This window comes from Bordetella genomosp. 13, assembly GCF_002119665.1.
Lineage (GTDB): Bacteria > Pseudomonadota > Gammaproteobacteria > Burkholderiales > Burkholderiaceae_B > Bordetella.
Map to the genome: position 1 here is coordinate 844,519 of NZ_CP021111.1, position 26,271 is coordinate 870,789.

Genomic DNA, 26,271 nt, shown 5'->3' on the forward strand with positions numbered 1-26,271 from the left:
GGGGCCGGCTGGCGGCCGGCCCTGACGAGTGTGTGAAGGGGGATCTGAGGGGCGGCGAGGGCAGAGGCCTTGCCGCGTGACGCCTCAACGGTCGGTGTTATTGCGGCGGTCGTGAAGACGGTCGCCGTGAAGACGGTCGCCGTGAACACGGTCGCCGTGACCACGGTCGTCTTGCGCACGCTCGCCGCGATTGCGATCAATGCTTTCGCGATCGTTGCCTGCGGACGCGCCTCGCGCCGTCGCGGGGCGCAGGAAAGACCCTGAGACGTGCGCGTTGTCGCGCGCGGGCATCGAGCCTTCGGCGTCGCGCGGACGCTGCAGCGTGTCGCGCACCGGATCGGCGCGCATCGGCGCCAGCGGGTCGCGCGGCGGCAGCGTGGTGGGCGTGCTGTCCGCGAAGACGTCCTGGCCGCCATGCGGGGCATCGAACATCGACAACGGGTCGCGCTGGGGGCGCGAGACCGACGCGTCGCCGCGCGGAAGGTGCGACAGCGGATCGGCCGCGTTGCGGGACTGGGCGGAATCCATCTCGAACGGATGGGCCGAGACGTCTGAGACCGTGCCCACCGGCAGCGTGCCGGGACCGAACAGGCCGCTGAACACGTCTTCGGGAGGCGGGGGTGGAGGTTCGCCTTCGGCGGGCGCCGATGACGGCGTGGCCAAGAGCGGATCGGTTTCGGCGAAAGGAGAGGCGGCCAGCGGGGCCAGACTGTCGAAAGGCCGGGCGTCCAGCGTATCGTCCTGGGCGGACGGCGTGGCCTGACGCGGCTGCTGGTATGCAGGCTGCGGTTGCGGCGCTGCCGCCGCAGGCGGTGGCTGCTGTGCCGCGGAAGCCGGGGCGACGGCAGGCGCTGCGGCCGCCATGGCCATCGGCGCAGCCGCGGCGGGCGCCACGGTCGCCGACGTCGGCGCGGCCTGCGCGGCGGCCGCTTCACGTCCGACTTCCACGCCCAATACATAAGAGCCGATGCGCACCGTGTCGCCCGGCGCGACGGCCAGCTCCTGTCCCGCGGCCAGCGGCACGTCGTTGATGCTGACGACGCTCATCGAGCTGAGGTTGCGCAGGCGGCACGCGTACGGATCGATGCGCAGGGCGGCCTGCACGCGGCAAAGGCGGCCCGGTTCCTCGGGCAGCACCAGATGGTTTTCGGCGCCGCGGCCCAGCGTGCCGCCCGGAGCGCGAAACTCGGCGCGGCGCGGCGCGGCCGAGCCCTGCGTATTGCGTTGGATCAGAGTAAGCGTCATGGCACGGCTCAGCCGTTGTGCGATGCCTTCGCCTGACGGAAGACCGGACCCCATTGCGGATGACCCGCCTCGCTGGGCGAGAGCGTGAAGCCGGGCTGCAGCTGCAGGATGCGGTGAAAGCCGTCCTCGCACAGCTGGCGGTAGTTGCTGAGGCAGTAGCTGAAGGCCTGCAGCTTCAGCGATTCGATGCGGATCTCGTCGGTCGACTGATGCAGTGCGTCGGAGGTCGCCACCTGGCGGATCACATCGCCGTACCGGCCGGCGTTGTACGCGTCACGCACCTGCTGCAGCTGGTCCCGCGCCTCTTGCGTGGCGACCCGCGGAGGGGAGGGGGGCGTCGTGTTGGTGGCGCATCCCGCCAGCATTACCACGGCGGACATCAGGGCGAATCGGACTCGCATTGTCATAGGTGTCGTTAGCGTACGTAAGTGGACCCGCGCGGCGTCCCGGTACCGGTATGGTCGGTTACACAAATGCGCGGACGTGCAGCGATGATAGCGGCGAGTCGCGACGGAATTGATTCGGGTCGTAAACCAAATATGTCCAATCGCATTGGCTATTGGCACGTCCGTAACAGGAGTAACTATCTACATTTCGTCATAAAAATGCCGTGCGCATGCCATGAAGATACCGGCTTTCGTAAACCACGGGATGCGGACAGCGCTATGGCGATGCGGGGATCATTCATTGGGCGGCTACTGAAGGCGGTACCCGTTGCCCTCCTTCTGACCGTGGCCGCGGGATGCTCATCCACGGCCAGCAAACGGGCCGTCCCCTATGCCATCGAATTGCGCGCCGATCCGCGCGTGAACCTGGATGCGAACGGTCGGCCTTCGCCTATCCAGGTGACCATATTCGAGCTGCGCTCGGCCAGCGAGTTCGAGGCGCGCGACTTCTTCACACTGCAGGGCGACGCGCAGGCCGCGCTGGGCAAGACGCTGCTGGACAGCGACCAGGTCATCCTGCAGCCCGGCGAGACCAGGAAGGTCACGCACGCCGGCAGCACCGAGGCCCGCGTCGTCGGCATCGTGGCCGCCTATCGCGACCTCGAGAACAGCCAGTGGCGGCTGACCGTGCCGCTGCCCGAGCCGCAGAACACCAACATCTACAAGTTCTGGCAGTTCTCGCCCAATGAAGAGACGGTCGGCATCGCCGTCCACAGCAAGGGTCTGCAGTTCGTCGACCGGGAGAGGTCCTGGTGGCCGTTCTGATGCAGGACAGCGGCGCCGCGCCGCGGCTTGCCGAAACACGCCGACCCGGGCCGGGCCAGCCGGGCATTTCAACAATCACATAACGCGAATATGGCACTGGACAACAAGGTCGTCTGGTCGGAGGGCATGTTCCTGCGGCCGCAGCATTTCCAGCAGTTCGAGCGACACGTCGAGGCGCTGCTGCGCCGGCGCACGCAGGCCCTGCAAGGCTTTTTCTGGGGCTTCTCCACGCTGGAGATCGACCGCGACGCGCTGGCGCTGGGCAAGGTCGCGCTGCTGCAGGGCGGCGGCGTGCTGCCCGACGGCACGCCGTTCGAATTCGACCGCACGCAGGAGGCGCCCGCCGCGCTGGACATCGATCCCGATGCGCGCGACGTGCGGGTGATGCTGGCGCTGCCGCGCCGCCGTCCGGGCGCCTGCGAGGTCGTCTATGAAGATGCGCAGGACACGCTGGCCCGCTACCAGGTGCACGAGGGCGAGGTGGAGGATTCCGGCGCGGTGGGTATGGAGCCCGCGCTGGTGCAGCTGGGCCGGCTGCGGCTGCGCCTGATGCTCGAGACCGACCTGGGCGACGAGTGGATCGGCCTGGGCGTGGCGCGCGTGACGGAGCGCCGGGCGGACAACCGAGTGCTGCTGGACGAGCGCTACATCGCGCCGTGGCTCGAGGCGGGCGCGCATCCCGTGCTGCGCGGCTTTTCCAATGAACTCTATGGCCTGCTGGAAGCGCGCAGCGAGACACTGGCGCAGCGCCTGACCCAGCCGGGCCGCGGCGGCGTGTCCGAGGTGGCCGACTTCATGCTGCTCGAGACCGTCAACCGCTACGTGGGCGCGCTGTGGCACGCGCGCCAGGTGCCGGCCATGCATCCCGAGCGCCTCTTCCACGACTGGCTGATGCTGGCCAGCGACCTGGCCACCTACACCAGCGTGCAGCGCCGTCCCGAAGTCCTGCCGACCTATGAGCATGACGATCTGCAGGCCAGCTTCGAACCGCTGATGGTGGAACTGCGCCGTTCGCTGTCGGCCGTGCTGGAACAGCACGCGCTGCAGATTCCGCTGCACGATCGCGGGCAGGGCGTGCGCACCGCGCAGATCGCCGATGCGGAGCTGCTGCGTACCGCCGGCTTCGTGCTTGCCGTGCATGCGGACATTCCCGCCGAGACGGTGCGCTCGCGCTTCCCGGCGCAGGTCAAGATCGGCCCGGTGGACCGCATCCGCGACCTGGTGCATCTGCAGCTGCCCGGCGTGACCGTGCGCGCGCTGCCGGTGGCGCCGCGCCAGATTCCGTACAGCGCCGGCTACGTGTACTTCGAACTCGACAAGAGCGGCGACTTCTGGCGGCAGCTCGAGCGCACCGGCGCGCTGGCGCTGCACCTGGCGGGCGAATTCCCCGGCCTGGCAATGGAGTTCTGGGCGGTCCGCGACTAAGCCCGGCAGGAGATTCCACGCATGCATGCTTCCGATCCTCCCTTCCCCGGCCTGCTGGACGAAGGCGCCGCGCCTGGCGGCGCCGCCAGCCGGCTGCGGCCGCACGAGTACGTCATCAGCGGCTCGAACCCACTGGTGGCTGCGGCGAACCCCCTGCTGGATCTGATCCCGCAGATCCGCGCCACCACCTCGCACCCGTCGCCCGCGATGCTGCGCGAACACCTGGTCGACGAAGTGCGCCAGTTCGAGCTGCGCGCGCAGCAGGCAGGCATTCCCAACGAAACCATCCTGGGCGCACGCTATTGCCTGTGCACGGCGCTGGACGAGGCCGCCGCGCTGACGCCCTGGGGCGGGGGCGGCGTGTGGTCGGCGCACAGCCTGCTGGTCACTTTCCACAACGAGACCTGGGGCGGCGAGAAGTTCTTCCAGCTGCTGGCCAAGCTGTCGCAGAACCCCGGCCATCACCTGGACCTGCTGGAGCTGCTGTACTACTGCCTGCTGCTGGGTTTCGAGGGCCGCTACCGCGTGGTCGACAACGGCCGCACGCAGCTCGAGACGCTGCGCCAGCGCCTGCTGCGCATTCTGCGCAGCGCGCGCGGCGAGTATGCGCGCGCGCTGTCGCCGCACTGGCGCGACGCGCCGGCGCAGGAGGCGCTGCGCCGCCTGCCGGTGCCCCTGTGGGTGTTCGGCGCGCTGGCCGCGCTGCTGGCGCTGATCGTGTTCTGGGGCCTGAACTGGGCGCTGGGCGGGCGGTCCGATGAAGTGTTCGCCTCGGTCACGCAGTTGAAGCCGCCGTCGCTGCAGATCGCGCAGGCGCCGCCGCGTCGCCCTGCGCCGTCGCCGCGCCTGGCCGTGTTCCTCGAGCCCGAGATCCGCGACCAGCTGGTCGCCGTGCGCGACGAAGTGGATCGCAGCGTAGTGGTGCTGCGCGGCGATGGCCTGTTCGAGTCGGGCGCGGCGGTGGTGCGTGACCGCTACGTGCCGGTGCTGGCGCGCGTGGCCGATGCGCTGCGGCAGACGCAGGGCAACATCCTCATCCGCGGCTACAGCGACAACGTGCCGATCCGCACGGCGCGCTATCCGTCGAACTGGCATCTGTCGCAGGCGCGCGCCGACGTGGTCAAGGAGATTCTGGAAGAGCGCCTGGGCCAGCAGGGCCGGGTGCGCGCCGAAGGGCGCGGCGACGCCGATCCGATCGCGCCCAATGACACGCCGGCCGGCCGCTCGGCCAACCGGCGAGTGGAGATCACGCTGATGGTGCCTCCGGTGCCGCACGGAGAAACGGCGGAGGGAGTCCGGCAATGATGTACAGCATCTTCGGCTTTCTGTTCAGCCGCGGCTTGTGGAATTTCCTGGGCGTGGTGGCGCTGGCGGTGCTGGTGTGGGTCGCCGGTCCGCTGTTGGCCATCGGCGCGAGCCGCCCGCTCGAAAGCGAGACGGCCCGCATCATCGTCATCGCCATCCTGTCCGGCATCTGGCTGCTGCGCCTGTTGTGGCGCAAGTGGCGTGAGGGCCGCCTGAACGCGCAGCTGCTGGGCCAGCTGCGCCGTCCGAAAGAAAAGGCCGAGGCGGAAGCGCAGGCCCCGCAATCCGACATCCGCGAACTGGAAACACGCTTTGACGAAGCGGTGGAACTGCTGCGCAAGACCCGCTTCGACGGGCAGAAGCGCCGCTGGCCCTTCGAGCGCTATTCGCGGCAGTATCTGTACCAGTTGCCCTGGTACGTCATCATCGGCGCGCCCGGTTCGGGCAAGACCACGGCGCTGGTCAACTCGGGACTGAACTTCCCGCTGGCCGACCGCTTCGGCAAGACCGCGCTGCGCGGCGTGGGCGGCACGCGCAACTGCGACTGGTGGTTCACCGACGACGCGGTGCTGCTGGATACCGCCGGCCGCTACACCACGCACGAAAGCGACCCCACCGGCGACGAGGAAGAGTGGAAGGGCTTCCTGGGCCTGTTGACGCGCTTCCGCGGCCGCCAGCCCATCAACGGCGCGATGCTGACCATCAGCGTCGAAGACCTGCTGGCCGCCTCCGAGGCCGAGCGCGCGCAGCACGCCGCCGTGCTGCGCCGGCGGCTGCAGGAACTGCGGGAACAGCTGGGTATCCGCTTCCCGGTGTACGTGCTGGTCACCAAGGTCGACCTGCTGTCGGGCTTCGAACAGTACTTCGCGTCGTTCAGCCGCGAAGACCTGGAGCAGGTGTGGGGCTTCACGCTGCCCTACGCGCGCAGCCAGGAACCGGACTTCGACCTGTACGAGGCCTTCCATGCCGAGTACCGCCTGCTGCAGCGCCGCCTGGACGACGCGCTGCCCGAGGTGCTGGCCGCCGAACCGGAAGAGGCACGCCGCGCGCTGGCCTATCTGCTGCCCCAGCAGTTCGCCGGGCTGCAGTCGGTGCTGGGCCATTTCCTCAGCGACGTGTTCGCCACTTCGCGCTTCGAGGCGCGGCTCGTGCCGCGCGGCGTGTACTTCACCAGCGGCACGCAGGGCGGCGAGACCTTCGACCAGGTCACGGGTCATCTCAAGCGCTATCTGCGCATCGAGGGCGGCCTGGCGGCCTCGCAGCCGAATCCGGAAGAGGGACGCAGCTTCTTCCTGAAGAGCCTGCTGCAGGAAGTGATCTTCCGCGAAGCGGGCCTGGCCGGCCGCAACCTGCGCTGGGAGCGGCGCTACCGACGCCTGCACTGGGCGGGCTATGCCGCGATCGCGGTGGCCTTCGTGGGCCTGAGCGCGGGATGGCTGATCAGCTACGGCAACAACTCGCGCTATCTGGACGAGGTGGACCGCCGCGTGCCCGTGGTGGAGAAGCTGGGCCGCGAGATCAAGATCACGCGGGCGGGCGACGTGCTGGGCCTGATGCCATTCCTGGACAGCCTGTGGTATCTGCCGCGCCACGAGTCCTTCGAGCTGGACTCGCCGCCCTGGAGCTACCGCTTCGGCCTGTACCAGGGCGCCAAGATGAACGCGGCGGTGCAGGGCGTTTACCGCGATGCGCTGGACAGCGTGCTGCTGCCGCAGGTGGCGCGCCGCATCGAGGCCGCGCTGCGGGCCGCCAAGCCGGACGATCTGGAGTACAGCTACGAAGCGCTGCGCGCCTATCTGATGCTGTACGAAGCCGACCACTACGACGCCGAGTTCATGCATGCCTGGCTGCTGTCCGACATGCAGCGCACGCTGCCCGAGGGCTACACGCGCCGTCAGTACGACCTGCTGTCGCTGCACATCCGCAATCTGGTGCAGGGCCGCGTGCTGGCCTCGCCGTTTCCGCGCGACGAGGAGCTGGTGAAGCAGGCGCGCGAGCAGCTGGCCCGCTATACGCTGGCGCAGCGCGCCTACAGCCGGCTGCGCCGCATGCTGGCCGGCGGCGAGTCCGCGCCCGACACCACGGCCGTCACGCTGGGCGGACCGCAGGCCAATTCGGTGTTCACGCGCAAGAGCGGCAAGCCGTTGAACCAGGGCATTCCTTCGCTGTTCACCTACCGCGGCTACTGGGACGTGTTCAATCCCCGCGTGACCCGCGTGGCCGAACTGCTGCGCAAGGACGATGCCTGGGTACTGGACGTGGCGCCGCCGGGCGTGATGGACCAGGCCGCGCAGCAGCAGCTGATCACCGACATCAAGCGCCTGTACCTGAACGACTACGTGGCGCAATGGGACGGCTACCTGAATGACCTGACCCTGGCGCCGCGCACCACGCTGCTGCAGAGCATCCAGATGGCGCGCACGCTGTCCGCGCCGGATTCGCCGATGGTGCAGCTGGTGCACAGCGTGGCGCGCGAGACCACGCTGCTGCGCGACACCAACAAGGAGCGCACGCTGGCGGACCAGGCGCGCGAACGCGTCAGCAGCACCCGCGAGGCGCTGGAGCAGATGTTCGGTCCCACGGGGCCGAGTTCGGCGGTGCGCGACGACGCGGGCGACGGCAAGCTCGAGCGCATCGTCGACCAGCACTTCGAATCGTGGCGCCGCCTGGCCCACAGCGAGGGGCAGGGCACGCAGGCGCCCATCGCGGCCACGACCAGCCTGATCAACGAGCTGTACACCTACCTCACCGCCGCCGACGCCGCGCTGCGCAGCGCCAGCCCGGCCCCGGCTTCCGACGTGGTCACCAAGATGCGCGCCGAGGCCGGCCGCATGCCCGGCCCGTTGCGCACCGTGCTGGACGACCTGTCGACGGGCGCGGCCAACGAGGTCTCGGGCGTCACGCGCGAGCGGCTGGGCGAGAACCTGTATGCCACCATCGGGCTGTTCTGCCGCCAGGCCATCGCGGGCCGTTATCCGTTCGCGTCGGGGTCCGAGCGCGACGTCGCGCCCAATGACATGGCCCGCCTGTTCGCGCCCAACGGCATGATGGACGAATTCTTCCAGAAGAACCTGGTGAGCGAGATCGACGTCTCGGGTTCGCGCTGGCGCTTCAAGCCGGGCATCGACGGCTCGCCCGGCAAGAACTCGGCGTTCCTGGATGCGTTCCAGCGCGGCGCGGCCATCCGCGACGCGTACTTCATGGCGGGCAATCAGATGCCGTCCTTTCGCGTGTCGATCCGACCGGTCGAGATGGACCCCGCCATCACGCAGTTCCTGATGGACGTCGACGGGCAGACCGTGCGCTACGCGCACGGGCCGCAAGTGGCCACCACGGTGCAGTGGCCCGGCCCGCGCGGCTCGAATCAGGTTCGCATCGAGCTGGCGCCGCAGGTAGGCACCGCCGGGCTGGTCAGCACCGGCCCCTGGGCCCTGAACCGGATGCTGGACAAGGCAAGCCTCCGGCGCGGCTCGTCACCGGAGATCACCATGGCCACTTTCAATATCGGCGGACGCAAGATCGTCCTGGAGATCCGAGCAGGCAGCGTGAAGAGCCCGTTCCACCTTCCCGAGATGCAGGGGTTCTCGTGCCCCGGCCGCTCGTGAACGGGGGGCGGACGATGCGCAACGCAGACAGCGGAGACAGCGTAGGCTGGTACGGCAAGATGCCCGCGGCGGGCGACTTCGTGCATCGGCGCCTGCCGCGCAACCTGATCGCGTGGTGGGACAAATGGCTGCAGTATGGCTTGGCGGCATTGCGCCAATCCATCGACGACGGGGCCGAACGCGCCTATGCCGCGGCGCCGATCTGGAATTTCGCCATCCCCGCGGGGCCGGGCGCCGGCGTGGTGCAGTTGGGCAGTATCGCCCCCAGCCGCGACCGCGTGGGCCGCGCTTATCCCCTGTGCGCCATGCTGGCCGTTCCCGCCGATTCGTTCCGGCGAGAACTGCTGGAAGAGGCCGGCGACTACTACCGCCAGATCGGCGCGGGCCTGCTGAGCGCGGTGCGCCACGGCTGCGCCGCGGACCAGCTGGACCGTACGCTGCTGGACGTCAGGCTGCCGCAGGCGATGGCGCCCCAGGCGCCCGCGCCCGTGCCCGCCGCTCCCGCCGCGGCCTCGACCGCGGGTAGCGACATCCTGGAGATCCTCAACGCGGGCATCGCGCCCGCGCCCGTCACACCCGCCGCGACCCCCGAGCCGATCAATTCGCTCGGGCTGGCGGCCTGGCCCGACTTGCCGTTCTGCTTCAACCCCAGTTCGCACACGAGCTACTGGTGGACCAATCAATCCGACGGCGCCGCCCTGCAGACCTACGTGCACGGCGGCGCGCTGAACGCCACGCTGTTCCTGCGACTGTTCTCGTCGCCGTCGTCGTGGCGCCTGTGAGGTCACGCTGTCCGGAGCCCCTTATGAACCCATCCCAAGCCGGCGCCCACGGGCGCGATATCGACGCGGCGCCTGGCACGCTGCGGCCCCTTCGCGACATGCCCGAGGCGGCGCACGGCGGCATGCCGCCGGCGCGCATCGCGCGCGTGCTGGCCGACCTGGTGGCCGAGCTGACGCCGCTGCATGCGGGCTGGCGCGTGCACGGCGCGCTGTCGCTGGATACCGTCGGCATGGACGAGAGCGGCCGCGCGCATCTGCTGGCGGGCCCAGCGTCTCCCGCGGCCGATGCGGAGAGCTTCGAGCGCGCCGCCGGCTACGCCGCGTTCGAGCAGTACACGGACGACCCGCAGCATCCTTGCGGTCCGTGGACGGACGTATACGGGCTGAGCGCGCTGGCGTACGCGCTGGCGACGGGAGAGGCTCCCGTCCCCGCGCTGCTGCGCTGCGTGCGCGACGATCAGGTGCCGCTGGCGCAGCGTCTGCAGGACCCCGCGGCCGCCGGCTTCGCGCAGGCGGTGGATGCGGGCCTGTCGATGGACCACCGCACACGGCCCGCCACGCTGGACGCGCTGCTGCAAAGAGTCGCCGCCGCGGCGTCGGCGGCGTCGGCGGCGTCGGCGACAGAGAGCGGCGTGATGCCCGGTGCCGCGGTGCCGCCCGTGCAAGCGGACAGGGCCGTGCGCGAGTCCGTTCCCACGCCTGCTCCTGTGGCGGCCCCCGCACCGGTGGCGCCGCCTCCCCCTGCCGCGTTCGTGCCGCCGCCCGCTGCGGCTCCCGCTCCGCCGCCGCCTCCGCCGGCCACGCCCGAACCTATCCCCGCGCCGATCGCGAACTCCTTTCCCGAGCCCATCCCCGAACCCGCTCCGGTGCCTGCGTCCGTCCGTCCCGCCCGTGACGACGACGAGGACCGTGGTGAGCGCGCGGCCGCACCCGTGGCGAAGCCGGCAAAGCCGGCCCAGGTCTCGATCCCGATGGTGCTGCTGGTTCTCGTGGTGATCGGCTGCGCCGTGTTCTTCTGGATGCGCATGCAAGGCGACGAGGCGCCGGTCGTCGCGGACCGCGGTGGCGCGCCCGCCGTACCGTCCGCGGGATCCTCCGCCGGCGCACCCGGTTCGGTGCAGCCCGCGCCGCCGCCGCTGAGCAACGCCACGCCCGCCGATCCTTCGGCCCCCTCCGGTTCGGCATCGCAATTGCCGCCGCCACTCCCGACGGCCACGCCGGAGGCTCCCGGCGGCGCCCCACTCGCGCCAGGCGCGAGCCTGGCGGACGTCAGCTCCGCATCCGGTCCGGGATCCACTCCCGGCCAGTCCGCCTCTCCTGGCGCGTCGTTGGCGGACGATTCGGTATCCACGCCCGCCGGATCCGTGGGCACGGCCCAGTCCGGTATCGCGGCGCCCGCCGTCGACGGCGTACCCGGTGCGGTGCAGCCTTCCACGCCGACGGCTACAGGCAGCGGCACGGACCTGCCGCCCGCGGCGACGGCGTCCACCGATGCGCTGGCCGCAGCCGCCGCCGAGGCGCCGCCCAAGCCCGCGGCGGCCACGGTCACTCTGAACATCCGTCCGTGGGGCGAAGTCCTGGTCGACGGCAAGCCGCGCGGCGTCAGTCCGCCGCTGCGTCAGCTGACGCTGCCGGCTGGCAGGCACACCATCACCGTACGCAATCCGGCGGCCGCCGATTACCAGCTTTCGTTGGATCTTTCCGACGGTCGCAGCACGTCGGTCTCGCACAATTTCGACTAGGAAAAAGAAATGGGGCGCAATGCCGCCCCGCTGTCGTTCGCGCTACACTGCGGCCCGCGCCCGCGCCCGCGCTGGGCGCGGCAGGCTAATCTGTCAGCCGGGCATGCGCCTGCACTATGAGGGCCTGGAGCGTGCTCATCGGCACGGGCTTGGCCAGCGTGACGACGCCGTCCGGCAGGCCGCCGCGGTCCCGGATGTCCTCGGGCGTCAGCGCGGATATCACCAACAGTTCGGCATCGCGCGATTCCGGCGCTTCTTTCAACGCACGGATCATGCGAAAACCGTCCAGCCCCGGCAGGTTCAGGTCGACGATGATCACGTGCGGACGAAAGTCGCCAACGCGCACCAAGCCCGTGAAGCCGTCGCCGGCCAGCTTCAGCTGCAGCGGAAAGGGCAGGCTGCCGAGCGCCTGTTCGTATGTCGACTGCACATGCGCGTCGTGCTCGACGACGACCACGCGCAGCGGGCCGTCGTCGACACCGCTCATGCCGGTGTCTTGCGCGCGCCGGCGCAGCAGGTCGTCCACCGAGGCGCTGAGGATCCGGCGATGCCCGCCCTCTGTCTTCCAGGCTTGCAAGAGGCCGGCCTCGACCCATAACTGCACGGTGCGTACGGATACGCCGATCAGTTCTGCGGCGGCCCTGGTGGTAAGGAACTCCGGATCGTGCGCGGACATGTGTGCCTTCCGGGCGTCGGGAAAAGACAACCTGGCCTTCTGGACGCGTTGGCTGCCTGTGCTTTTGATTGCGGATTGCGCGTGTACATACTATCTTTTTTTCCGTTTTGTACGGAAAAGTAAGTCGTAGAAACCGAAAAAGGAAGACCAGGGCCAATGGCGTCGATGCGGCACGGCGACAAGGCGCGGGAGCGCGCCAGTGCGCGCCCCGGCGTGCATTCCGCTATGGGATCGCGCGCCACGCTGCGCATACTCATGGCGGTGACGGCCGTCATCGTGCTGCTTGCCGTGGCCGCGGCCGCGGCGTTCCTGCGCTACGACCGCCGAACCACCTGGGAGCGCGCGACGATCGCCTCGAACAACGTGGCCCGGTTTCTGGAAACCGACATCACCCGCACGCTGCGCGTCTACGATCTGTCGTTGCAGGGCGTCATCGACAGCCTGGCGCAGCCGCAGTTTCGCCTGCTCAGTCCCGAGGTGGCGCACCGATTGCTGTTCGAGCGCGCGGCGATGGCCGATTACCTGGGCTCGATCATCGTGCTGGACGCGAAAGGCAACGTTGTCCATGACTCGCGTTCCGTCATAGCCGAAAAAGGCAATTTCGCGGACCGCGACTATTTCCAGGTACACCGGACCAGCGTGGATGCGGGCCTGTACGTAAGCGGTCCGTATCGCAGCAGGCTGCGCGGCGGCGATCCCAGCATCGCCATCAGCCGGCGCCTGGCCAGGCCCGATGGTTCGTTCGGCGGGGTCGTGGTGGGCGCGCTGCGCCTGGCCTATCTCGATGACCGTTTCGGCCGCATCGCGCTGGGCGTCGGCGACTCGATCACCCTGTCGCGCGACGACGGTCTCGTGTTGCGCCGCAGGCCCGGCCAGGAAGACGCGCCCGCAGGCGTCGTGCCGGCGCAATTGCTGTCGCAGTACGCGGAGCACGTGTCCGGCAGCTTCATCTCGGACGTGGGTGGGACCGAGCGCCACTACAGTTTCGCGCGCGTGACCGGCCTGCCGCTGACGGTCAGCATTGCCACGTCCACCGAGGGCATCATGCGACCGTGGGTGCATCGGGCCTGGTTTGCGGGGGTGTCCACCACGGCGTTCTGTATCGCCGTGGTGTTGCTGATGGTGTTCTTCCGCCGCGTGATGCGCCAAGGCAGATCGGAAACCGCCCAGCTCACCGAACTTGCGCAGACCGACGGCCTGACCGGGCTGCTGAACCGCCGTGCCTTCGACGCGGCGCTGCGCAAGGCCTGGGACGATGCGATGGTGCTGGGCCGGCCGCTGGCGCTGCTGTTCATCGATGCCGACAACTTCAAGCACTTCAACGACGTGCACGGCCACCAGGCAGGCGACGACCTGCTGCGGCAACTGAGCCGGGTGGCGCGCAAGACCGCGCGGCGCCCCACCGACGTGGCCGCGCGCTACGGCGGCGAAGAGTTCGTGGTGCTGTTGCCGGACACCGACCTGCGCGCGGCCTGGCGTATCGCGGAGGACATCCGCCAGGCGGTGGAACATCTGCACGTACGCAACGGCGGCGGCGTGGTGACCGTAAGCGTCGGCGTGGCATCGATGTGGCCGGCGCCGCCGTACCAGGCGGACGACCTGGTCGCGCGCGCGGATCAGGCCTTGTACGTGGCCAAGGCCCGCGGGCGCAACCAGGTCCATGCGGGCCGTTCGCTGCAACCTGATACGCCGGCCCAGCGCGTCCGGCATGGCGAGGGTTTACAGTAGGGGCTGCTGTCGCTCCAGGAGTCCTGCCGATGTCCATCGTCTCGTACACCCGCGCCGTCCCGCCGGCATTGCTCGCCTTGGGATTCGCCGTCCTGCTGGCCGCCTGCGCCGGCAAGCCGGCAACCCCCGCCCCGTCCGAACCGAAGGTTCAGGCGCGCGCGCAAGGGCCCGGGGCCGCGAATGCCGCCACCAGCGCCGATTCGCTTGCCCAGACTTCCTGGGAGCTCGAACGCTGGACCAGGTCGGACGGCGGCCCGGCGCGAGCCGTGCCGCGCGGCGCCAACGGCGAACCGGTGCAGCTCACGTTCCTGGCCCAGGGGCGCCAATACCGGGTGACGGGTTTCGCGGGATGCAATCGACATGCGGGCACGTATCTGCTCAGCGGCGGCGCGCTGACCATCCAGGCGCCCGCAGCCACGCGCATGGCGTGCCCGCAGCCCGAGCTGGCCGCCTTCGAGTCGGCGTATCTGCAGGCATTGGGCCAGGTACACACGTTCAGCCTGGACAGCGGCGGTGCGCCGCGCAGGCTGAGTTTCACGCTGCAGAACGGCGATGTGCTCGACTACGTGCGCCGCGCCGATCCGCCCACGCCCTAGCGATCCCGCACCTCGAACAGGCATGAGCGCGGCGGCTGCGGAACCGGCCGCACGCCGGCCTACAATGCTGCCTGCGCCGACCCGCCGTCGGGCCGGCGTGCGTTTTACTGGAGATCGCCATGCGTCCGTCCTTCCTACGCCGCCTGCTGCCGCTCGCGCTGCCGCTGGCGCTGGCTGCCTGCGCTTCGGCGCCGCCCGCCGGCGGCTCCGGCACGTATGCCGCGGCCGCCCGCTCCGACGTGCTGGTCCAGACCAGCTGGGAACTGGCCCGCTGGACGCGGCCGGGCGCCCCGCTGCGGCCGGTGCCGCACGCCAGTCCGCGCGAGCAGCCCATCACGCTGGCCTTCACGCGTGAGCAGGGCGTGCCTCGCCTGTCCGGCTTCGCCGGCTGCAATCGCTATTCCGGCGAGTACGTGCTGGCCAACGGGCTGCTGGTCGTGCCGCATCCCCCCGTGGCCACGCGCATGGCCTGCGCCGATGCCGAGCGCAGCAGACTCGAACAGGACTACCTGGCGGCGCTGACCCGCATCACGGCCAGCCGCCTGGACAGCGACGTGCAGCCGCAGCGGTTGACGCTGGTGCTGGACACGGGCGAAGTGCTGGATTTCGGCCGGCGCCTCGATCCCATCATCGGCGGACAGGCGGGCCTGTCGAAGCTGGTCTACGTGGCGCCGCAGCGCGTGCCCTGCAGTGCGGGCGCGGGTCAGATGCAGTGCTATCAGGTGCGCGACAACCCCTCGCAGCCCTGGCAGCTGTGGTACGGCGAGATCCTGGGGTTCGACTTCCGGCCGGGCATCGAGTATCGGCTGCGGGTCGTCGAGGTGCGCGATCCCAATCCGCCGGCCGATGCCGCCGGCGTGCGCTGGGTGCTGGACGTCGTGGTCGAGCAAAGGGTGCAGGGCGGATGATGCAGGCTGCGCAATGCCGCGTCGCCAATGTCGCGGCCTACAAGTTCGTCACGCTCGACGATCTGCACGCCCTGCGCGAACGCGTGCTCGAGCGGGCGCGCATCGATGGATTGAAGGGCACGGTGCTGCTGGCGCCGGAGGGCATCAACCTGTTCCTGTCCGGCACGGCCGACGCCATCGATGGCTTCCTGACCTGGCTGCGCGCCGATGCGCGCTTCGCCGACCTCGAGGCCAAACTCAGCTGGTCCGAGTCGGTGCCGTTTCGCAAGATGCTGGTGAAGATCAAGCGCGAGATCATCCGCATGGATCATCCCGCCATACGGCCCGAAGCAGGCCGCGCGCCGGCGGTGGACGGCCCCACGCTGGCACGCTGGCTGCGGCAGGGGCGAGACGACGCGGGGCGCGAAGTGCTGCTGCTGGACACGCGCAACGCCTTCGAGGTCGACGTGGGCACGTTCGAGAAGGCGGTCGACTGGCGCATCGAGCGCTTCACGCAGTTTCCCGCGGCGGTGCAGGCGCACCTGGATGAGCTGCGCGACAAAACGGTGGTCAGCTTCTGCACCGGCGGCATTCGGTGCGAGAAGGCGGCCATCTACATGGCCGAGGTCGGCGTGCCGCACGTCTACCAGCTCGAGGGCGGCATCCTGAAGTACTTCGAAGAGACGGGCGGCGTGGGCTTCAAGGGCAACTGCTTCGTATTCGACGAGCGCGTGGCCCTGGATCCGGCGCTGGCCCCTCAGATGCACGAGGCCGCGCAGCCATAAGCGCGCGTCAGCGCACGCGCATGCCGGGCTCGGCGCCCGGCCAGGGTTCCAGCACGTAGATGCCGGCGTTGACCTTGTCGTCGGCGTGGCTGCCCGCCAGCACCATGCCTTCGGATACGCCGAACTTCATCTTGCGCGGCGCCAGGTTGGCCACCATCACCGTCAGCTTGCCGATCAGGTCGGCCGGCTTGTAGGCCGACTTGATGCCCGAGAACACATTGCGGTGCCGGCCCTCGCCCACGTCCAGCGTCAGGCGCAGCAGCTTGGTCGAGCCTTCGACCTCTTCGCAATTCACGATCTTCGCGATACGCAGGTCGATCTTGGCGAAATCGTCGATGGTGATGGTGTCGGCCAGCGCTTCGCCGCCCGGCACGGCGGCGGCTTCCGCTTGCGCGGCAGGCGCGGCCGTGGCCGGCACAGCATCGGCCGGCGACTCGAACAGCGCGTCCAGCATCTTGGGGTCGACACGCTGCATCAGGTGCTGGAAGGGCGCCACGCGCTGGGGCAGTTGCCCGGCGTCGGCCCACGTGAAGCTGCCGGCGCCGCCGAACAGTTCGCGCGACACGCGCTCAGCCAGCGCGGGCAGCACGGGGGCCAGCATCACCGACAGGGCCTTGAAGCCGGCCAGCGCGCGCGAGCAGATGTCCTGCAGCGCGGCCTTGCGCGCCTCGTCCGCATTCGCGTAGTCCTTGGCGAGCACCCACGGCTGGGCGCTGTCGAAGGCCTGGTTGATGCGGTCGGCATGCGCCATGATTTCTCGGATGGCGCGGTTGTATTCACGCGCTTCGAAGGCGGCGCGGATCGCTTCGGCCTGCGCCGCATATTCCGCCGACAGCGCGGCGGTATCGCCGGCATAGGCCAGCGCGCCGTCGAAGTACTTCGTGATGAAGTTGGCCGCGCGGCTGGCGATGTTGACGTACTTGCCTACCAAGTCGCTGTTGACGCGCGCGACGAAGTCCTCGGGATTGAAGTCCAGGTCCTCGACGCGCGCGTTCAGCTTGGCCGCCATGTAGTAGCGCAGCCATTCCGCGTTCATGCCCAGTTCGAGATAGCGCAGCGGCGAGATGCCGGTGCCGCGGCTCTTGGACATCTTCTCGCCGCTGACCGTGATGAAGCCGTGCACGTTGATCGCATCGGGCGTCTTGCGGCCGGCGAACTTCAACATGGCGGGCCAGAACAGGGCGTGGAAATAGATGATGTCCTTGCCGATGAAGTGGACCTGCTCGGTGTCGCCGGCGGGATCCAGCAGCGCGTCGAAGTCGAGGCTGTTCTGCGCGCAGTACGACTTCAGCGAGGCCAGGTAGCCCACCGGGGCGTCCAGCCACACGTAGAAGTACTTGCCAGGCGCGTCGGGGATCTCGATGCCGAAATAAGGCGCGTCGCGCGAGATGTCCCAGTCGCCCAGCTTGGCGTCGCCGTCGTCGGCGCCCAGCCATTCGCGCGTCTTGGCCAGCATCTCGGCCTGCAGGCGCGGCGTGCCGGCGGCGTTGCTGCCGGCGGTCCACTCGCGCAGGAAGGCTACGCAGCGCGGATCCGACAGCTTGAAGAAGAAGTGGTCAGAGGACTTCACCACCGGCGTGGCGCCGGTGAGTGCGGAGTACGGGTTGATGAGGTCGGTGGGCGCGTAGGCCGAGCCGCACACCTCGCACGAGTCGCCGTACTGGTCCTTGGCGTGGCACTTGGGGCATTCGCCCTTGATGTAGCGGTCGGCCAGGAACATGCCCTTGACCGGGTCGTAGAACTGCTCGATGGTGCGCGTCTCGATCAGTCCCTGTTCGCGCAGTGCGACGTAGATGTCCTGCGACAGCGCCACGTTCTCGGCCGAGTCGGTGGAGTGCCAATGGTCGAAGCGGACGTGGAAGCCGTTCAGGTAGGTCGGGCGTTCCGCGGCATAGCGGGCCACGAGCTGCTGCGGCGTGATGCCTTCCTTTTCGGCCTTGAGCATGATGGGCGCGCCGTGCGCGTCGTCAGCGCCCACGAAGTGCACCGTGTGCCCCGCCATGCGCATCGCCCGCACCCAGATGTCGGCCTGGATGTATTCCATGATGTGGCCGATGTGGAACGAACCATTGGCGTAGGGCAGGGCAGTGGTGACGAAAAGCGTGCGTGACATGGGTAGGCGGCGCGTGGGGGGTGATCGAGGCCCGCTATTTTAGGATGATTATCCGTGGGCGTATGGGCCGGGCGCGAGAAGCCGGGACGGGCCGCGCCGCCATGGGGGCGCAGGACAGACCACTTTGGGGGCGATGCCGGCAATGCGGGCGCGGGGATGCGCACGGCGTGGCGCGCGGGGCGCCGGCGGTTGGTATCCGGCCGGCCGCGCGACGGCAGGCCGGGCCAGGAGGACGGCAGGCGGCGTCTACCGGATCTCGCGGACTTCGACGTCGATGATCTCGCCGCCGGCCGGCTGCGCATAGGGCGCGGGGCCGCCGGGGAACGGGCCGGGCCGCACGCCCTGGCGTTGGCTCCAGTAGGCGCGCACGCCGAACGGCTTGCCGCGGACCTTGGCGACGACGTACAGGATGCCGACCGCGAACGCGGTGGAGATCATGAAGACCAGCGCCATGGCCATGCCGATGAGGCCAATGACGGCGAAGAAGACGGCGCGCACGAAGCGGGAGAAAATATCGTTCATGTGGGTAGGATGTAAAACACAGCGGAAGGTTCCCGCATATCCGCTATCCTTGTGGATCGACGGTGGGGCGGATTCCCGCGCTGCCAAGGAACCCCAGTCTCATGAGTATAGCGACGATAGAGCAGATACGCGGGGCGCTGCGCGCCGCGCGCGACCCGGTCACCGGCCTAGACCTCAACGCTTTTGTAAAAGATGGTGACGTCCGCCTGGGCCAGGAAGTCGCAATCGCCATCCAGTTGGGGTATCCGGCCGTGCCGTTCGTCGCTCAGGTGCGCCAGCAAGCCGAGGACGCGCTCGCGCGCGCCGGCATCGAGCGAGCCAAGGTCCAGGTGGCCTGGAATGTCGCCACGCATGCGGTGCAGCGCGGCCTGAAGCCGTTGCCCAACGTGCGCAACATCATCGCGGTGGCTTCGGGCAAGGGCGGCGTGGGCAAGAGCACCACGGCCGTCAACCTGGCGCTGGCGCTGGCCGCCGATGGCGCGCGCGTGGGCGTGCTGGACGCCGACATCTATGGCCCCAGCGTGCCCACCATGCTGGGCATCAGCGGCCGCCCCGAAAGTCCCGACAACAAGTCGATGAATCCGCTGCGCGGCCATGGTCTGCAGGCCAACTCCATCGGCTTCCTCATCGACGCGGATTCGCCCGCCATCTGGCGCGGTCCCATGGTCACGCAGGCGCTTGAACAACTGCTGCGCCAGACCAACTGGGACGACCTGGACTACCTCATCGTCGACATGCCGCCGGGCACCGGCGACATCGCGCTGACGATGGCGCAGAAGGTGCCCGTCGTCGGGGCCGTCATCGTCACCACTCCGCAGGACATCGCGCTGCAGGACGCGCGCAAGGGCCTGCGCATGTTCCAGAAGGTCGACGTGCCGGTGCTGGGCGTGGTCGAGAACATGGCCATCCACGTGTGCACGCAATGCGGTCACGCCGATCACATCTTCGGCGAAGGCGGCGGCCAACGCATGGCCGAACAGTACGAGGTGCCGTGGCTGGGCAGCCTGCCCCTGACGCGCCTCATCCGCGAGCAGGCCGACTCGGGCAATCCGACCGTGGCGGCCGATCCGAACAGCGAGGCGGCGGGCCTGTACCGCGGCATCGCGCGCAAACTGGCCGCCGGCGTGGCCGCTTTGCCGCGCGACATGGCGGGCAAGTTCCCCTCCATCGTCGTGCAGCAGCCCTCCTGAGCGATGCGCGGAGTAGTGCGCGCATTGGCGTTGGCGGTGATCGCAGCGGTCTGCGGGGGATGTGCCACTACGGCTTCCGACGACGCGCCACCGGCCGCTGCGCGGGCGGCGACGCCTGAGGTGGTCATCGATCCGGGCGGCGTGCCGCCCGCGGCCCTGCAGAGCATCACCACTGCCGTCGACGCGATCACACGGCTCGCCGCGGACCAGGATGGAGGCGAAGCGGGCCGGCTGCGGCGCCGCGCGCGCGACGCCACGCTGGCCGCGCTGGCCACGCAGGGATACTTCACGCCCACGGTCACGCTGACGCCCGGCACCGACGTGGCCGGCGAGACCTGGGACATCGTCATCGAGCCGGGGCCGCGCGCCGAAGTCGAATCCGTCGACCTGCGTTTCACGGGGCGCGTGCTGCGTCCCGAGTATGCCGAGCGCATTGCCGACTGGCGCAAGGCCTGGCCGCTGCACAAGGGCCAGCCCTTCATCAACGCCGACTGGAACAAGGCCAAGTCCGAGCTGCTGCAGTCCGTCATGGACCGCGACTTCCTGCTGGCCCGCATGACGGATTCCTCCGCCGAGGTCGATGCCGAGACCGCTCGCGTGCGGCTGTCCGTGTCGATCGACAGCGGGCCGCTGGTGCGCATGGGACCGCTGAAGGTCGAGGGACTGGAGCGCGTGCCGGAACGCCTGATCGGACGCTACGTGAACTACCGCGAAGGCCAGGCCTATCGCCAGGAACAATTGGACCAGTGGCAGCAGGAGCTGCAGTCCACGGCCTTCTTCCGCGGCGCCTTCGTGTCGCTGGACACGACAGCACTGGACGCCACGCCGGAAGAACTGCGCCGTCCGGCCGATGCCGAGGTCGCGGCCACGGCGCCCGCCGGCGATCCCGCCGTGTCCGGCGGACCCAAACCGACGGGTGAAGGCGGCGTGCGTCCGGACTCGGACGGTGAGGTCACGCTGCCTGTGCAGGTGCGCGTGGTCGAGGCTCCGGCCAAGCGTGCGGCGGTGTCGCTGGGCGTGGACGACGAGGCTGGCGTGCGGCTCGAATCCACCTATCGGCAGAATGTCGTGTTCGGCCAGCCGCTTACCATGGAGACCGGCTTCGGCGTCGACCGGCTGCGCCAGCGCGCCTTCATGGATTTCCTGCTGCCGCCCGATGCGCGCGGCCGCAAGGATTCGGTCGGCGTGGTGGCCGATCATTCCGACATCGAAGGCCTGGACGTGACGCGTTTCGCGCTGGGCGCCACGCGGCTGCAGCAGCGCAAGGGCGCGGGCGACAGCCGCGTCGAATACGAAACGCGCTGGGGCGCGCTGCTCGCGCACGACCACGTGCGCATCGACGACGGCGACACCTATGACCTGCCCACGGCCACGCTGACGGCCGAGTGGCTGCGACGCGACGTGGACAGCAAGTACGATCCGCGCGAAGGCAACCTGATCGCCGTGGGCGGCGGCGTGGGCGTGGTGCTGAACACGGGCGAGCCGTACACGCGGCTGCGTGTGCGCGGCCAGAAATGGTGGCCGGTCGGCGAACGCGACGTGCTGACGCTGCGCGGCGAAGTGGGCCGCATCTGGTCCAGCGACGACGTGCGCGTTCCCGACGACTTCGGCTTTCGCACGGGCGGCGCGCGGTCCATCCGAGGTTATCGCTACCTGAGCATCGGCGAACGCCGTGACGGCGCGACCGTGGGCGCGGCCACGCTGGCCGTCGCCAGCATGGAATACGACCACTACTTCGACGAGCGCTGGGGCGTCGGCTTCTTCGTCGACGCGGGCGACGCGGCCCCCTCGTTCGGCGACATGGAAGTCGCCCTGGGCTACGGCGTGGGCGCGCGCGTGCGCACGCCGGCCGGGCCCTTGTTCCTCGACCTGGCCTATGGGCAGCGCGAACGCGACCTGCGCCTGCATTTTTCGTTGGGGATCGCGTTTTGAGAAGGTTGTACGCCTGCCTGCGCTACTGCCTGGTCTGGGTGTTGCCCGGCATGCTGATGCTGCTGGTAGCGGCTTTGGGGTTCGCGCTGTGGCTGCTGGGCACGCCCAGCGGCACGAGGGTGCTGCTGACCACCGCGGTGGCCCAGCTGGACGGCGAAATCGAGGGCGTGCAGGGCAGCTTGATGAAAGGGCTGCAGGTCGGGCGCCTGCGCGTGGCCCTGCCGGGCACCGAGGTCGAGCTGCACGCGCTGCGCCTGGACATGGACTGGCCCGAACTGGCGCATCGCAAGGTGCACGTGCGCGAACTGGCCGCCGACGCCGTGCGCGTGGCCCTGACGACGCAGTCCGAAGAGCCGCAACCGCCGGGAGAGCCGCTTACCGAACTGGCCGTCCCCGTGGAGATCGAGCTGGACCGGCTTGCCGTAGGCGCGTTCTCCCTGACTCAGGATGGACAGCCGCTGCCGGTATCGCTGGGCAACCTGCAGGCCAGCCTGGCGGGCGGAGCGCGCGGCGCGCAGCTGCGCATCGATAGCTTGCGCGTGGGTCATGAGCTGGGTACGGCCGACGTGCGCGGCACGGCGGACGTGACGCAACTGGCCGAGCCCTGGCCATTTCGCGCGCAGCTGGTCGTGGATGCGCTGGGAGCAGGACCGGATTCGCCGCTGTGCGTGAATGAGATGTTGGCGCGCAATGGCATGGGCGAGGCGCCGGCCGAGCCCGCCAAAAAGAGGCCTGGCAAGGGCTCGGCGGCGTCCGGCAAGGCGGGGCAGAAGACCGGGGCGAGGACCAGGTCTGCATCTGAAACCGCTGCGGCGTCGCCATCGGCCCAGCCCTCGGCGGCGCAGGCTGGGACGCAGGCGTCCGCCGCGTCCGCGTGCCCGGTGCAACTGCAAGCGGAAGCCTACGGCTCGCTCGATCAGGTTCATGCCGTCGTGCAAGGCAGCGGCGGGCGCGTGGCGCTGCTGGCCCAGGCCTGGCTGTCGCCGTCCGCGCCTTTCCCGGTGCGCAATGCCACGGTCGACGTGCAGCGCGACGGCAAGCCGGCCCTGGCCGCCGCGCTGGATTGGCAGCCGCTGCCCGGCCAGCCGGGCGTGGAACGCGTGCTGGCGCGCCTGCAGGCCGACCGCATGGAGTTGGGCGGCCTGCTGGGACCCGACATGCCGGGCGCGCTGTTGAGCGCGCACGCGGCCGTGGATGCCGAGGTCGCCAACATGACGACGCTGCGCCGCGCGAACGTCGAACTGACCATCAATCCGGAAAGCCGCTGGAACGGCCAGCCGCTGTCCGGCAAGGCCAGCGGCCGGCTGGATATCGACACCACGGGGGCCGCCGCCCCCGCTGCTTCGGCGCCTGCGGCAAGTCCATCGTCCGCCGCCGAAGCCGCGACGCCCGCGCTGCCGCCCAACGCGGCGCCGTCCGCAGCGGCTGAACAGGGCGCCGCAGGGCCTCATGTCGTACCGGCACCGGTATCGGCGCCAGCACCTGCTCAGCCGGCCGGCCTGCCCGCCGGCTGGCGCATCGACGGCGTGGACGTCGATCTGCGCCTGGGCCCCAACCGCGTGCGCGCGCAGGGCCGCATGGGCCCCGACGACGGAGCGCTGTCACTGGACGCCGCAGCGCCCAGCCTGGCCGCATTCTGGCCGGGACTGCCTGGCGGCGCGAAGCTGCAGGGCAAGGTGGACGGCACGGTGTCCAGGCATCGCGCGACGGTCGAAGCCGCCTATACGCCTGCGGACAGCCGCGCGGGCCAGCTGGGCCGTGCGCCGGCCGAGGCTCGCCTGGCCGTGGAGGGCGGCTGGGGCGCCGCGGCGGCGTCCACCGACGGCAAGCCTGCCGGCGAGGCCGCGCTGACCGGCTGGCGCGGCACGCTGACCCGCATGACCGCATCCAGCGCCGGTTTCGGCGTGGCCATCGAGCGGCCCATGACGCTGGCGTATCTGCCGGGCGCCGCGGCGCCGGCCTGGCAGACGCAGGTGGGCGCCACGGTGCTGGCGCTCACGTTTCCGGACAAGCAGCGCATCGCGCTGGCGCACGCTGGCTCGCGCGCGGGCGCGGGTCGTTGGGAAACCGCCGGCCAGATCGACAATCTGGTCATCACGGCCAGCATGGTCCGCCAATTGCGCTACGCCCTCAATCCGCAAGCCAAGGACCTGGACGCCGAGCGCGCGGCCGGCCGCGTCAACGCCGCCGCCGGGGGGCCGCGCCGCATCGCGCTGGACGCCTCGTGGAACCTGCGGTTCGCCGGTGCGCTGGCGGGCAACGTGCGCGTGTCGCGCCGCGACGGCGACCTGCGCATTCCCGGCGACCCGCCCATTCCGCTGGGCCTGCGCCGGCTGGTGCTCGACGTCAACGCCACGCCCACCGGCGCATCCGCCAGCCGGCTGAACGCCACGCTGGACCTGCAGACCGAGAAGATGGGGGCGGTGCGAGGCCAGGCCAATGCCGTGCTGTCCGCCGCACAGGGCGGCGCGCTGGCCCTGGACCCGCGCCAGCCGATCCGCGCCAGCCTGGATGCCGACATCGACGATCTGGCGTGGGTCAGCCTGTTCACCGGCGATGCGCTGGAGGTGGGCGGCGAGATCGACGCCAGCCTGCAGGCGCAGGGCACGCTGGGCGGTGCATGGGCCGCCAGCGGCACGGTGCGCGGCCAGAAGCTGCGTGTGGTGCGCGTGGATGACGGCGTGCGCCTGGTCGACGGCACGCTGGATGCGCGCCTGGATGGGGACCGCTTCATCCTGAACTCGCTGCGCTTTCCGGCCTCGCTGCGCGTGATGCCGGCCGAGTGGCGCACGCGCGAATGGATCACGACCAACCCGGATGCCAAGAACGGCTACGTCGAGGCCAGCGGCCAATGGCTGCTGACCGAATCGCGCGGCCAGGTGCGGGTGAAGCTGCATCGCTTCCCCGCGCTGCAGCGATCCGACCGCTACGCGATGGTGTCCGGCACCATGACGCTGGACGCCGCGCTGCCGCGCATCAGCCTCACCGGGGACCTGGTCGCCGACGCCGGCTGGTTCAGCCTGGAGATCCTGCAGGGCGTGCCCACGCTGGACGACGACGTGCGCGTGGTGCACGCCGGTGAAGAGGCGCAGCCGTCCGGCTCCGCCATGCAGATCGGCATGGACGTCAAGTTCGACATGGGTCCGCGCTTTTACATCACCGGCATGGGGCTGGACGCCGGGCTGCTGGGCAACATCCGCGTGCAGATGGCCGAGGGCCGCCTGACGGGCATGGGCGCGCTGCGCACGCGCGGCGGCGGCATCGAGGCCTATGGCCAGAAGCTGCGGCTGCGCCGCGGCGTGTTGACCTTCCAGGGACGCCTGGACAATCCGCTGCTCGACATCGAGGCGCTGCGCACCGGCGAACAGGTCGAGGCCGGCGTGAGGGTGTCGGGTACCGCGCAGCGCCCGCGCATCGACCTCATTTCGTACCCCGACGTCAGCGACGTGGAGAAGATATCGTGGCTGGTCCTGGGCCGCGGTCCCGACGAGGGCGGCAGCGATGCGGCGCTGCTCGTGTCGGTGGGCACGGCGCTGCTGGGCGGGGGCCAGCCGTTCTACAAGCAGTTCGGCCTGGACGACGTCAGCGTGCGCACCGGCTCGCTGGGCAGTTCGGGCAGCCTGCTGCCCGACCGCACCGTGGCCGGCGACGTCAACCGCGACAGCGACAGCGACCTTGCCACGCAGTTCATCGTGGGCAGCAAGCGCTTCGCCAACGGCATCACCCTCAGCGTCGAACAGGCGCTGGCGGGCAGCGAAACCGTCGGCCGTCTCAGCTATCGCCTGGCGCGCGGCCTGTCGCTGGACCTGAAGGGGGGCGGCGTGAACGGCTTGGCGCTGGTGTACCGCACCTTGTGGGACGATTGACGGAAACCCCGCCGCGCCGCCGATGTCACGGTGGCGCGGCAGGCTATCCGGGCGAGCGGATAAAATACCGGCCATTCAATCGAGGCGTCACACCATGAGCATCAAAAGCGACCGTTGGATCCGCCGCGCCGCCGAGGCCGGCATGATCGAGCCGTTCGAAGCCGGCCAGGTCCGCACCGCGGACGGCCAGCGCATCGTCAGCTACGGCACCAGCAGCTACGGCTACGACGTCCGCTGTGCCGACGAGTTCAAGATCTTCACCAACATCAACTCCACCATCGTCGATCCCAAGGCATTCGACGAGAAGTCGTTCGTCGACTTCAAGGGCGACGTCTGCATCATTCCGCCCAACTCGTTCGCGCTGGCGCGCACGGTCGAATATTTCCGCATTCCGCGCAGCGTGCTCACCATCTGCCTGGGCAAAAGCACTTACGCGCGCTGCGGCATCATCGTCAACGTGACGCCGCTCGAGCCCGAATGGGAAGGCCACGTCACGCTCGAGTTCTCGAACACCACGCCGTTGCCGGCCAAGATCTACGCCGGCGAGGGCTGCGCCCAGATGCTGTTCCTGGAAAGCGACGAGGTCTGCGAGACCTCGTACCGCGACCGCGGCGGCAAGTACCAGGGCCAGCGCGGCGTTACCCTGCCGCGCACCTGATGC

The 26,271-nt window shown here is 69.8% G+C and carries 19 protein-coding genes; 14 read left to right on the top strand and 5 right to left on the bottom strand.

Annotation, left to right across the window (positions count from 1 at the left end):
- Positions 1–84: 84 nt before the first annotated feature.
- Positions 85–1,245, bottom strand: coding sequence for an FHA domain-containing protein (locus tag CAL15_RS03975; RefSeq protein ID WP_086077393.1), 1,161 nt, complete (start codon positions 1,243–1,245; stop codon positions 85–87).
- Between the two features lie 8 nt (positions 1,246–1,253).
- Entirely contained in the window at positions 1,254–1,652 is a 399-nt protein-coding gene (locus CAL15_RS03980) for a TssQ family T6SS-associated lipoprotein (protein WP_086077394.1), read from the bottom strand.
- 264 nt (positions 1,653–1,916) lie between these two features.
- Between CAL15_RS03980 and tssJ the strand changes: the two genes are divergently transcribed.
- The 6 genes from tssJ to CAL15_RS04010 all read left to right on the top strand — a co-directional run bounded on the left by tssJ (position 1,917) and on the right by CAL15_RS04010 (position 11,315).
- Complete coding sequence (gene tssJ, locus CAL15_RS03985) at positions 1,917–2,456, top strand: type VI secretion system lipoprotein TssJ (RefSeq protein WP_086080911.1); 540 nt, start codon at positions 1,917–1,919, stop codon at positions 2,454–2,456.
- Between the two features lie 90 nt (positions 2,457–2,546).
- A complete protein-coding gene (tssK, locus tag CAL15_RS03990; protein ID WP_086077395.1) occupies positions 2,547–3,881 on the top strand; it encodes a type VI secretion system baseplate subunit TssK in 1,335 nt (444 codons plus the stop codon).
- A 21-nt stretch (positions 3,882–3,902) separates the two neighbouring features.
- Entirely contained in the window at positions 3,903–5,186 is a 1,284-nt protein-coding gene (locus tag CAL15_RS03995; RefSeq protein WP_086077396.1) for a DotU family type VI secretion system protein, read from the top strand.
- Complete coding sequence (gene tssM, locus CAL15_RS04000; protein WP_086077397.1) at positions 5,183–8,791, top strand: type VI secretion system membrane subunit TssM; 3,609 nt, start codon at positions 5,183–5,185, stop codon at positions 8,789–8,791. Before CAL15_RS03995 ends, tssM begins: the two co-directional genes overlap by 4 nt.
- Positions 8,788–9,573 (top strand): type VI secretion system-associated protein TagF, encoded by a 786-nt coding sequence (tagF, locus tag CAL15_RS04005; protein WP_086080912.1) that lies wholly within the window; start codon positions 8,788–8,790, stop codon positions 9,571–9,573. Before tssM ends, tagF begins: the two co-directional genes overlap by 4 nt.
- A 23-nt stretch (positions 9,574–9,596) precedes the next feature.
- Entirely contained in the window at positions 9,597–11,315 is a 1,719-nt protein-coding gene (locus CAL15_RS04010; RefSeq protein ID WP_086077398.1) for a hypothetical protein, read from the top strand.
- Positions 11,316–11,400: 85 nt separating this feature from the next.
- On the opposite strand, the gene CAL15_RS04015 is transcribed toward CAL15_RS04010, so the two are convergent.
- Entirely contained in the window at positions 11,401–11,991 is a 591-nt protein-coding gene (locus CAL15_RS04015) for a helix-turn-helix domain-containing protein (protein WP_086077399.1), read from the bottom strand.
- 156 nt (positions 11,992–12,147) lie between these two features.
- Between CAL15_RS04015 and CAL15_RS04020 the strand changes: the two genes are divergently transcribed.
- The 4 genes from CAL15_RS04020 (at position 12,148) to CAL15_RS04035 (ending at position 15,987) form a co-directional block, all read left to right on the top strand.
- Complete coding sequence (locus CAL15_RS04020) at positions 12,148–13,719, top strand: GGDEF domain-containing protein (RefSeq protein ID WP_232468111.1); 1,572 nt, start codon at positions 12,148–12,150, stop codon at positions 13,717–13,719.
- 29 nt (positions 13,720–13,748) lie between these two features.
- Positions 13,749–14,315: an META domain-containing protein gene (locus CAL15_RS04025; RefSeq protein ID WP_086077400.1), complete on the top strand. Its 567-nt coding sequence runs from the start codon at positions 13,749–13,751 to the stop codon at positions 14,313–14,315.
- 119 nt (positions 14,316–14,434) lie between these two features.
- Complete coding sequence (locus CAL15_RS04030) at positions 14,435–15,223, top strand: META and DUF4377 domain-containing protein (protein ID WP_086077401.1); 789 nt, start codon at positions 14,435–14,437, stop codon at positions 15,221–15,223.
- Positions 15,223–15,987, top strand: coding sequence for a sulfurtransferase (locus CAL15_RS04035; protein WP_086080914.1), 765 nt, complete (start codon positions 15,223–15,225; stop codon positions 15,985–15,987). The genes CAL15_RS04030 and CAL15_RS04035 overlap by 1 nt, the downstream gene beginning before the upstream one ends.
- A gap of 7 nt (positions 15,988–15,994) precedes the next feature.
- Here the strand turns inward: CAL15_RS04035 and metG are convergent, their stop codons facing one another.
- Positions 15,995–18,100 (bottom strand): methionine--tRNA ligase, encoded by a 2,106-nt coding sequence (metG, locus tag CAL15_RS04040; RefSeq protein ID WP_086077402.1) that lies wholly within the window; start codon positions 18,098–18,100, stop codon positions 15,995–15,997.
- Between the two features lie 246 nt (positions 18,101–18,346).
- The gene (locus CAL15_RS04045; protein WP_086077403.1) at positions 18,347–18,622 is read right to left on the bottom strand and encodes a hypothetical protein; all 276 of its coding nucleotides are present in this window, start codon (positions 18,620–18,622) and stop codon (positions 18,347–18,349) included.
- Between the two features lie 101 nt (positions 18,623–18,723).
- Between CAL15_RS04045 and apbC the strand changes: the two genes are divergently transcribed.
- The 4 genes from apbC (at position 18,724) to dcd (ending at position 26,268) form a co-directional block, all read left to right on the top strand.
- Entirely contained in the window at positions 18,724–19,812 is a 1,089-nt protein-coding gene (gene apbC, locus CAL15_RS04050) for an iron-sulfur cluster carrier protein ApbC (RefSeq protein WP_086077404.1), read from the top strand.
- 3 nt (positions 19,813–19,815) lie between these two features.
- Positions 19,816–21,744 (top strand): autotransporter assembly complex protein TamA, encoded by a 1,929-nt coding sequence (locus CAL15_RS04055; RefSeq protein WP_086077405.1) that lies wholly within the window; start codon positions 19,816–19,818, stop codon positions 21,742–21,744.
- The gene (locus CAL15_RS04060; protein WP_232468112.1) at positions 21,741–25,610 is read left to right on the top strand and encodes a translocation/assembly module TamB domain-containing protein; all 3,870 of its coding nucleotides are present in this window, start codon (positions 21,741–21,743) and stop codon (positions 25,608–25,610) included. The genes CAL15_RS04055 and CAL15_RS04060 overlap by 4 nt, the downstream gene beginning before the upstream one ends.
- Positions 25,611–25,704: 94 nt before the next feature.
- On the top strand, positions 25,705–26,268 hold the full coding sequence (gene dcd / locus CAL15_RS04065; RefSeq protein ID WP_086077406.1) for a dCTP deaminase: 564 nt from the start codon (positions 25,705–25,707) through the stop codon (positions 26,266–26,268).
- Positions 26,269–26,271: the final 3 nt, after the last annotated feature.

Bases quoted from the DNA above. Each gene is read 5' to 3' on its own strand.
- CAL15_RS03980 (WP_086077394.1), bottom strand. From the start codon at position 1,652: ATGACAATGCGAGTCCGATTCGCCCTGATGTCCGCCGTGGTAATGCTG.
- CAL15_RS04025 (WP_086077400.1), top strand. From the start codon at position 13,749: ATGTCCATCGTCTCGTACACCCGCGCCGTCCCGCCGGCATTGCTCGCC.
- CAL15_RS04020 (WP_232468111.1), top strand. From the start codon at position 12,148: ATGGCGTCGATGCGGCACGGCGACAAGGCGCGGGAGCGCGCCAGTGCG.
- CAL15_RS04030 (WP_086077401.1), top strand. From the start codon at position 14,435: ATGCGTCCGTCCTTCCTACGCCGCCTGCTGCCGCTCGCGCTGCCGCTG.
- tssK (WP_086077395.1), top strand. From the start codon at position 2,547: ATGGCACTGGACAACAAGGTCGTCTGGTCGGAGGGCATGTTCCTGCGG.
- CAL15_RS03975 (WP_086077393.1), bottom strand. From the start codon at position 1,245: ATGACGCTTACTCTGATCCAACGCAATACGCAGGGCTCGGCCGCGCCG.
- CAL15_RS04045 (WP_086077403.1), bottom strand. From the start codon at position 18,622: ATGAACGATATTTTCTCCCGCTTCGTGCGCGCCGTCTTCTTCGCCGTC.
- CAL15_RS04055 (WP_086077405.1), top strand. From the start codon at position 19,816: ATGCGCGGAGTAGTGCGCGCATTGGCGTTGGCGGTGATCGCAGCGGTC.
- CAL15_RS04035 (WP_086080914.1), top strand. From the start codon at position 15,223: ATGCAGGCTGCGCAATGCCGCGTCGCCAATGTCGCGGCCTACAAGTTC.
- CAL15_RS04010 (WP_086077398.1), top strand. From the start codon at position 9,597: ATGAACCCATCCCAAGCCGGCGCCCACGGGCGCGATATCGACGCGGCG.
- apbC (WP_086077404.1), top strand. From the start codon at position 18,724: ATGAGTATAGCGACGATAGAGCAGATACGCGGGGCGCTGCGCGCCGCG.
- metG (WP_086077402.1), bottom strand. From the start codon at position 18,100: ATGTCACGCACGCTTTTCGTCACCACTGCCCTGCCCTACGCCAATGGT.
- CAL15_RS04015 (WP_086077399.1), bottom strand. From the start codon at position 11,991: ATGTCCGCGCACGATCCGGAGTTCCTTACCACCAGGGCCGCCGCAGAA.
- dcd (WP_086077406.1), top strand. From the start codon at position 25,705: ATGAGCATCAAAAGCGACCGTTGGATCCGCCGCGCCGCCGAGGCCGGC.
- CAL15_RS03995 (WP_086077396.1), top strand. From the start codon at position 3,903: ATGCATGCTTCCGATCCTCCCTTCCCCGGCCTGCTGGACGAAGGCGCC.
- tssM (WP_086077397.1), top strand. From the start codon at position 5,183: ATGATGTACAGCATCTTCGGCTTTCTGTTCAGCCGCGGCTTGTGGAAT.
- tssJ (WP_086080911.1), top strand. From the start codon at position 1,917: ATGCGGGGATCATTCATTGGGCGGCTACTGAAGGCGGTACCCGTTGCC.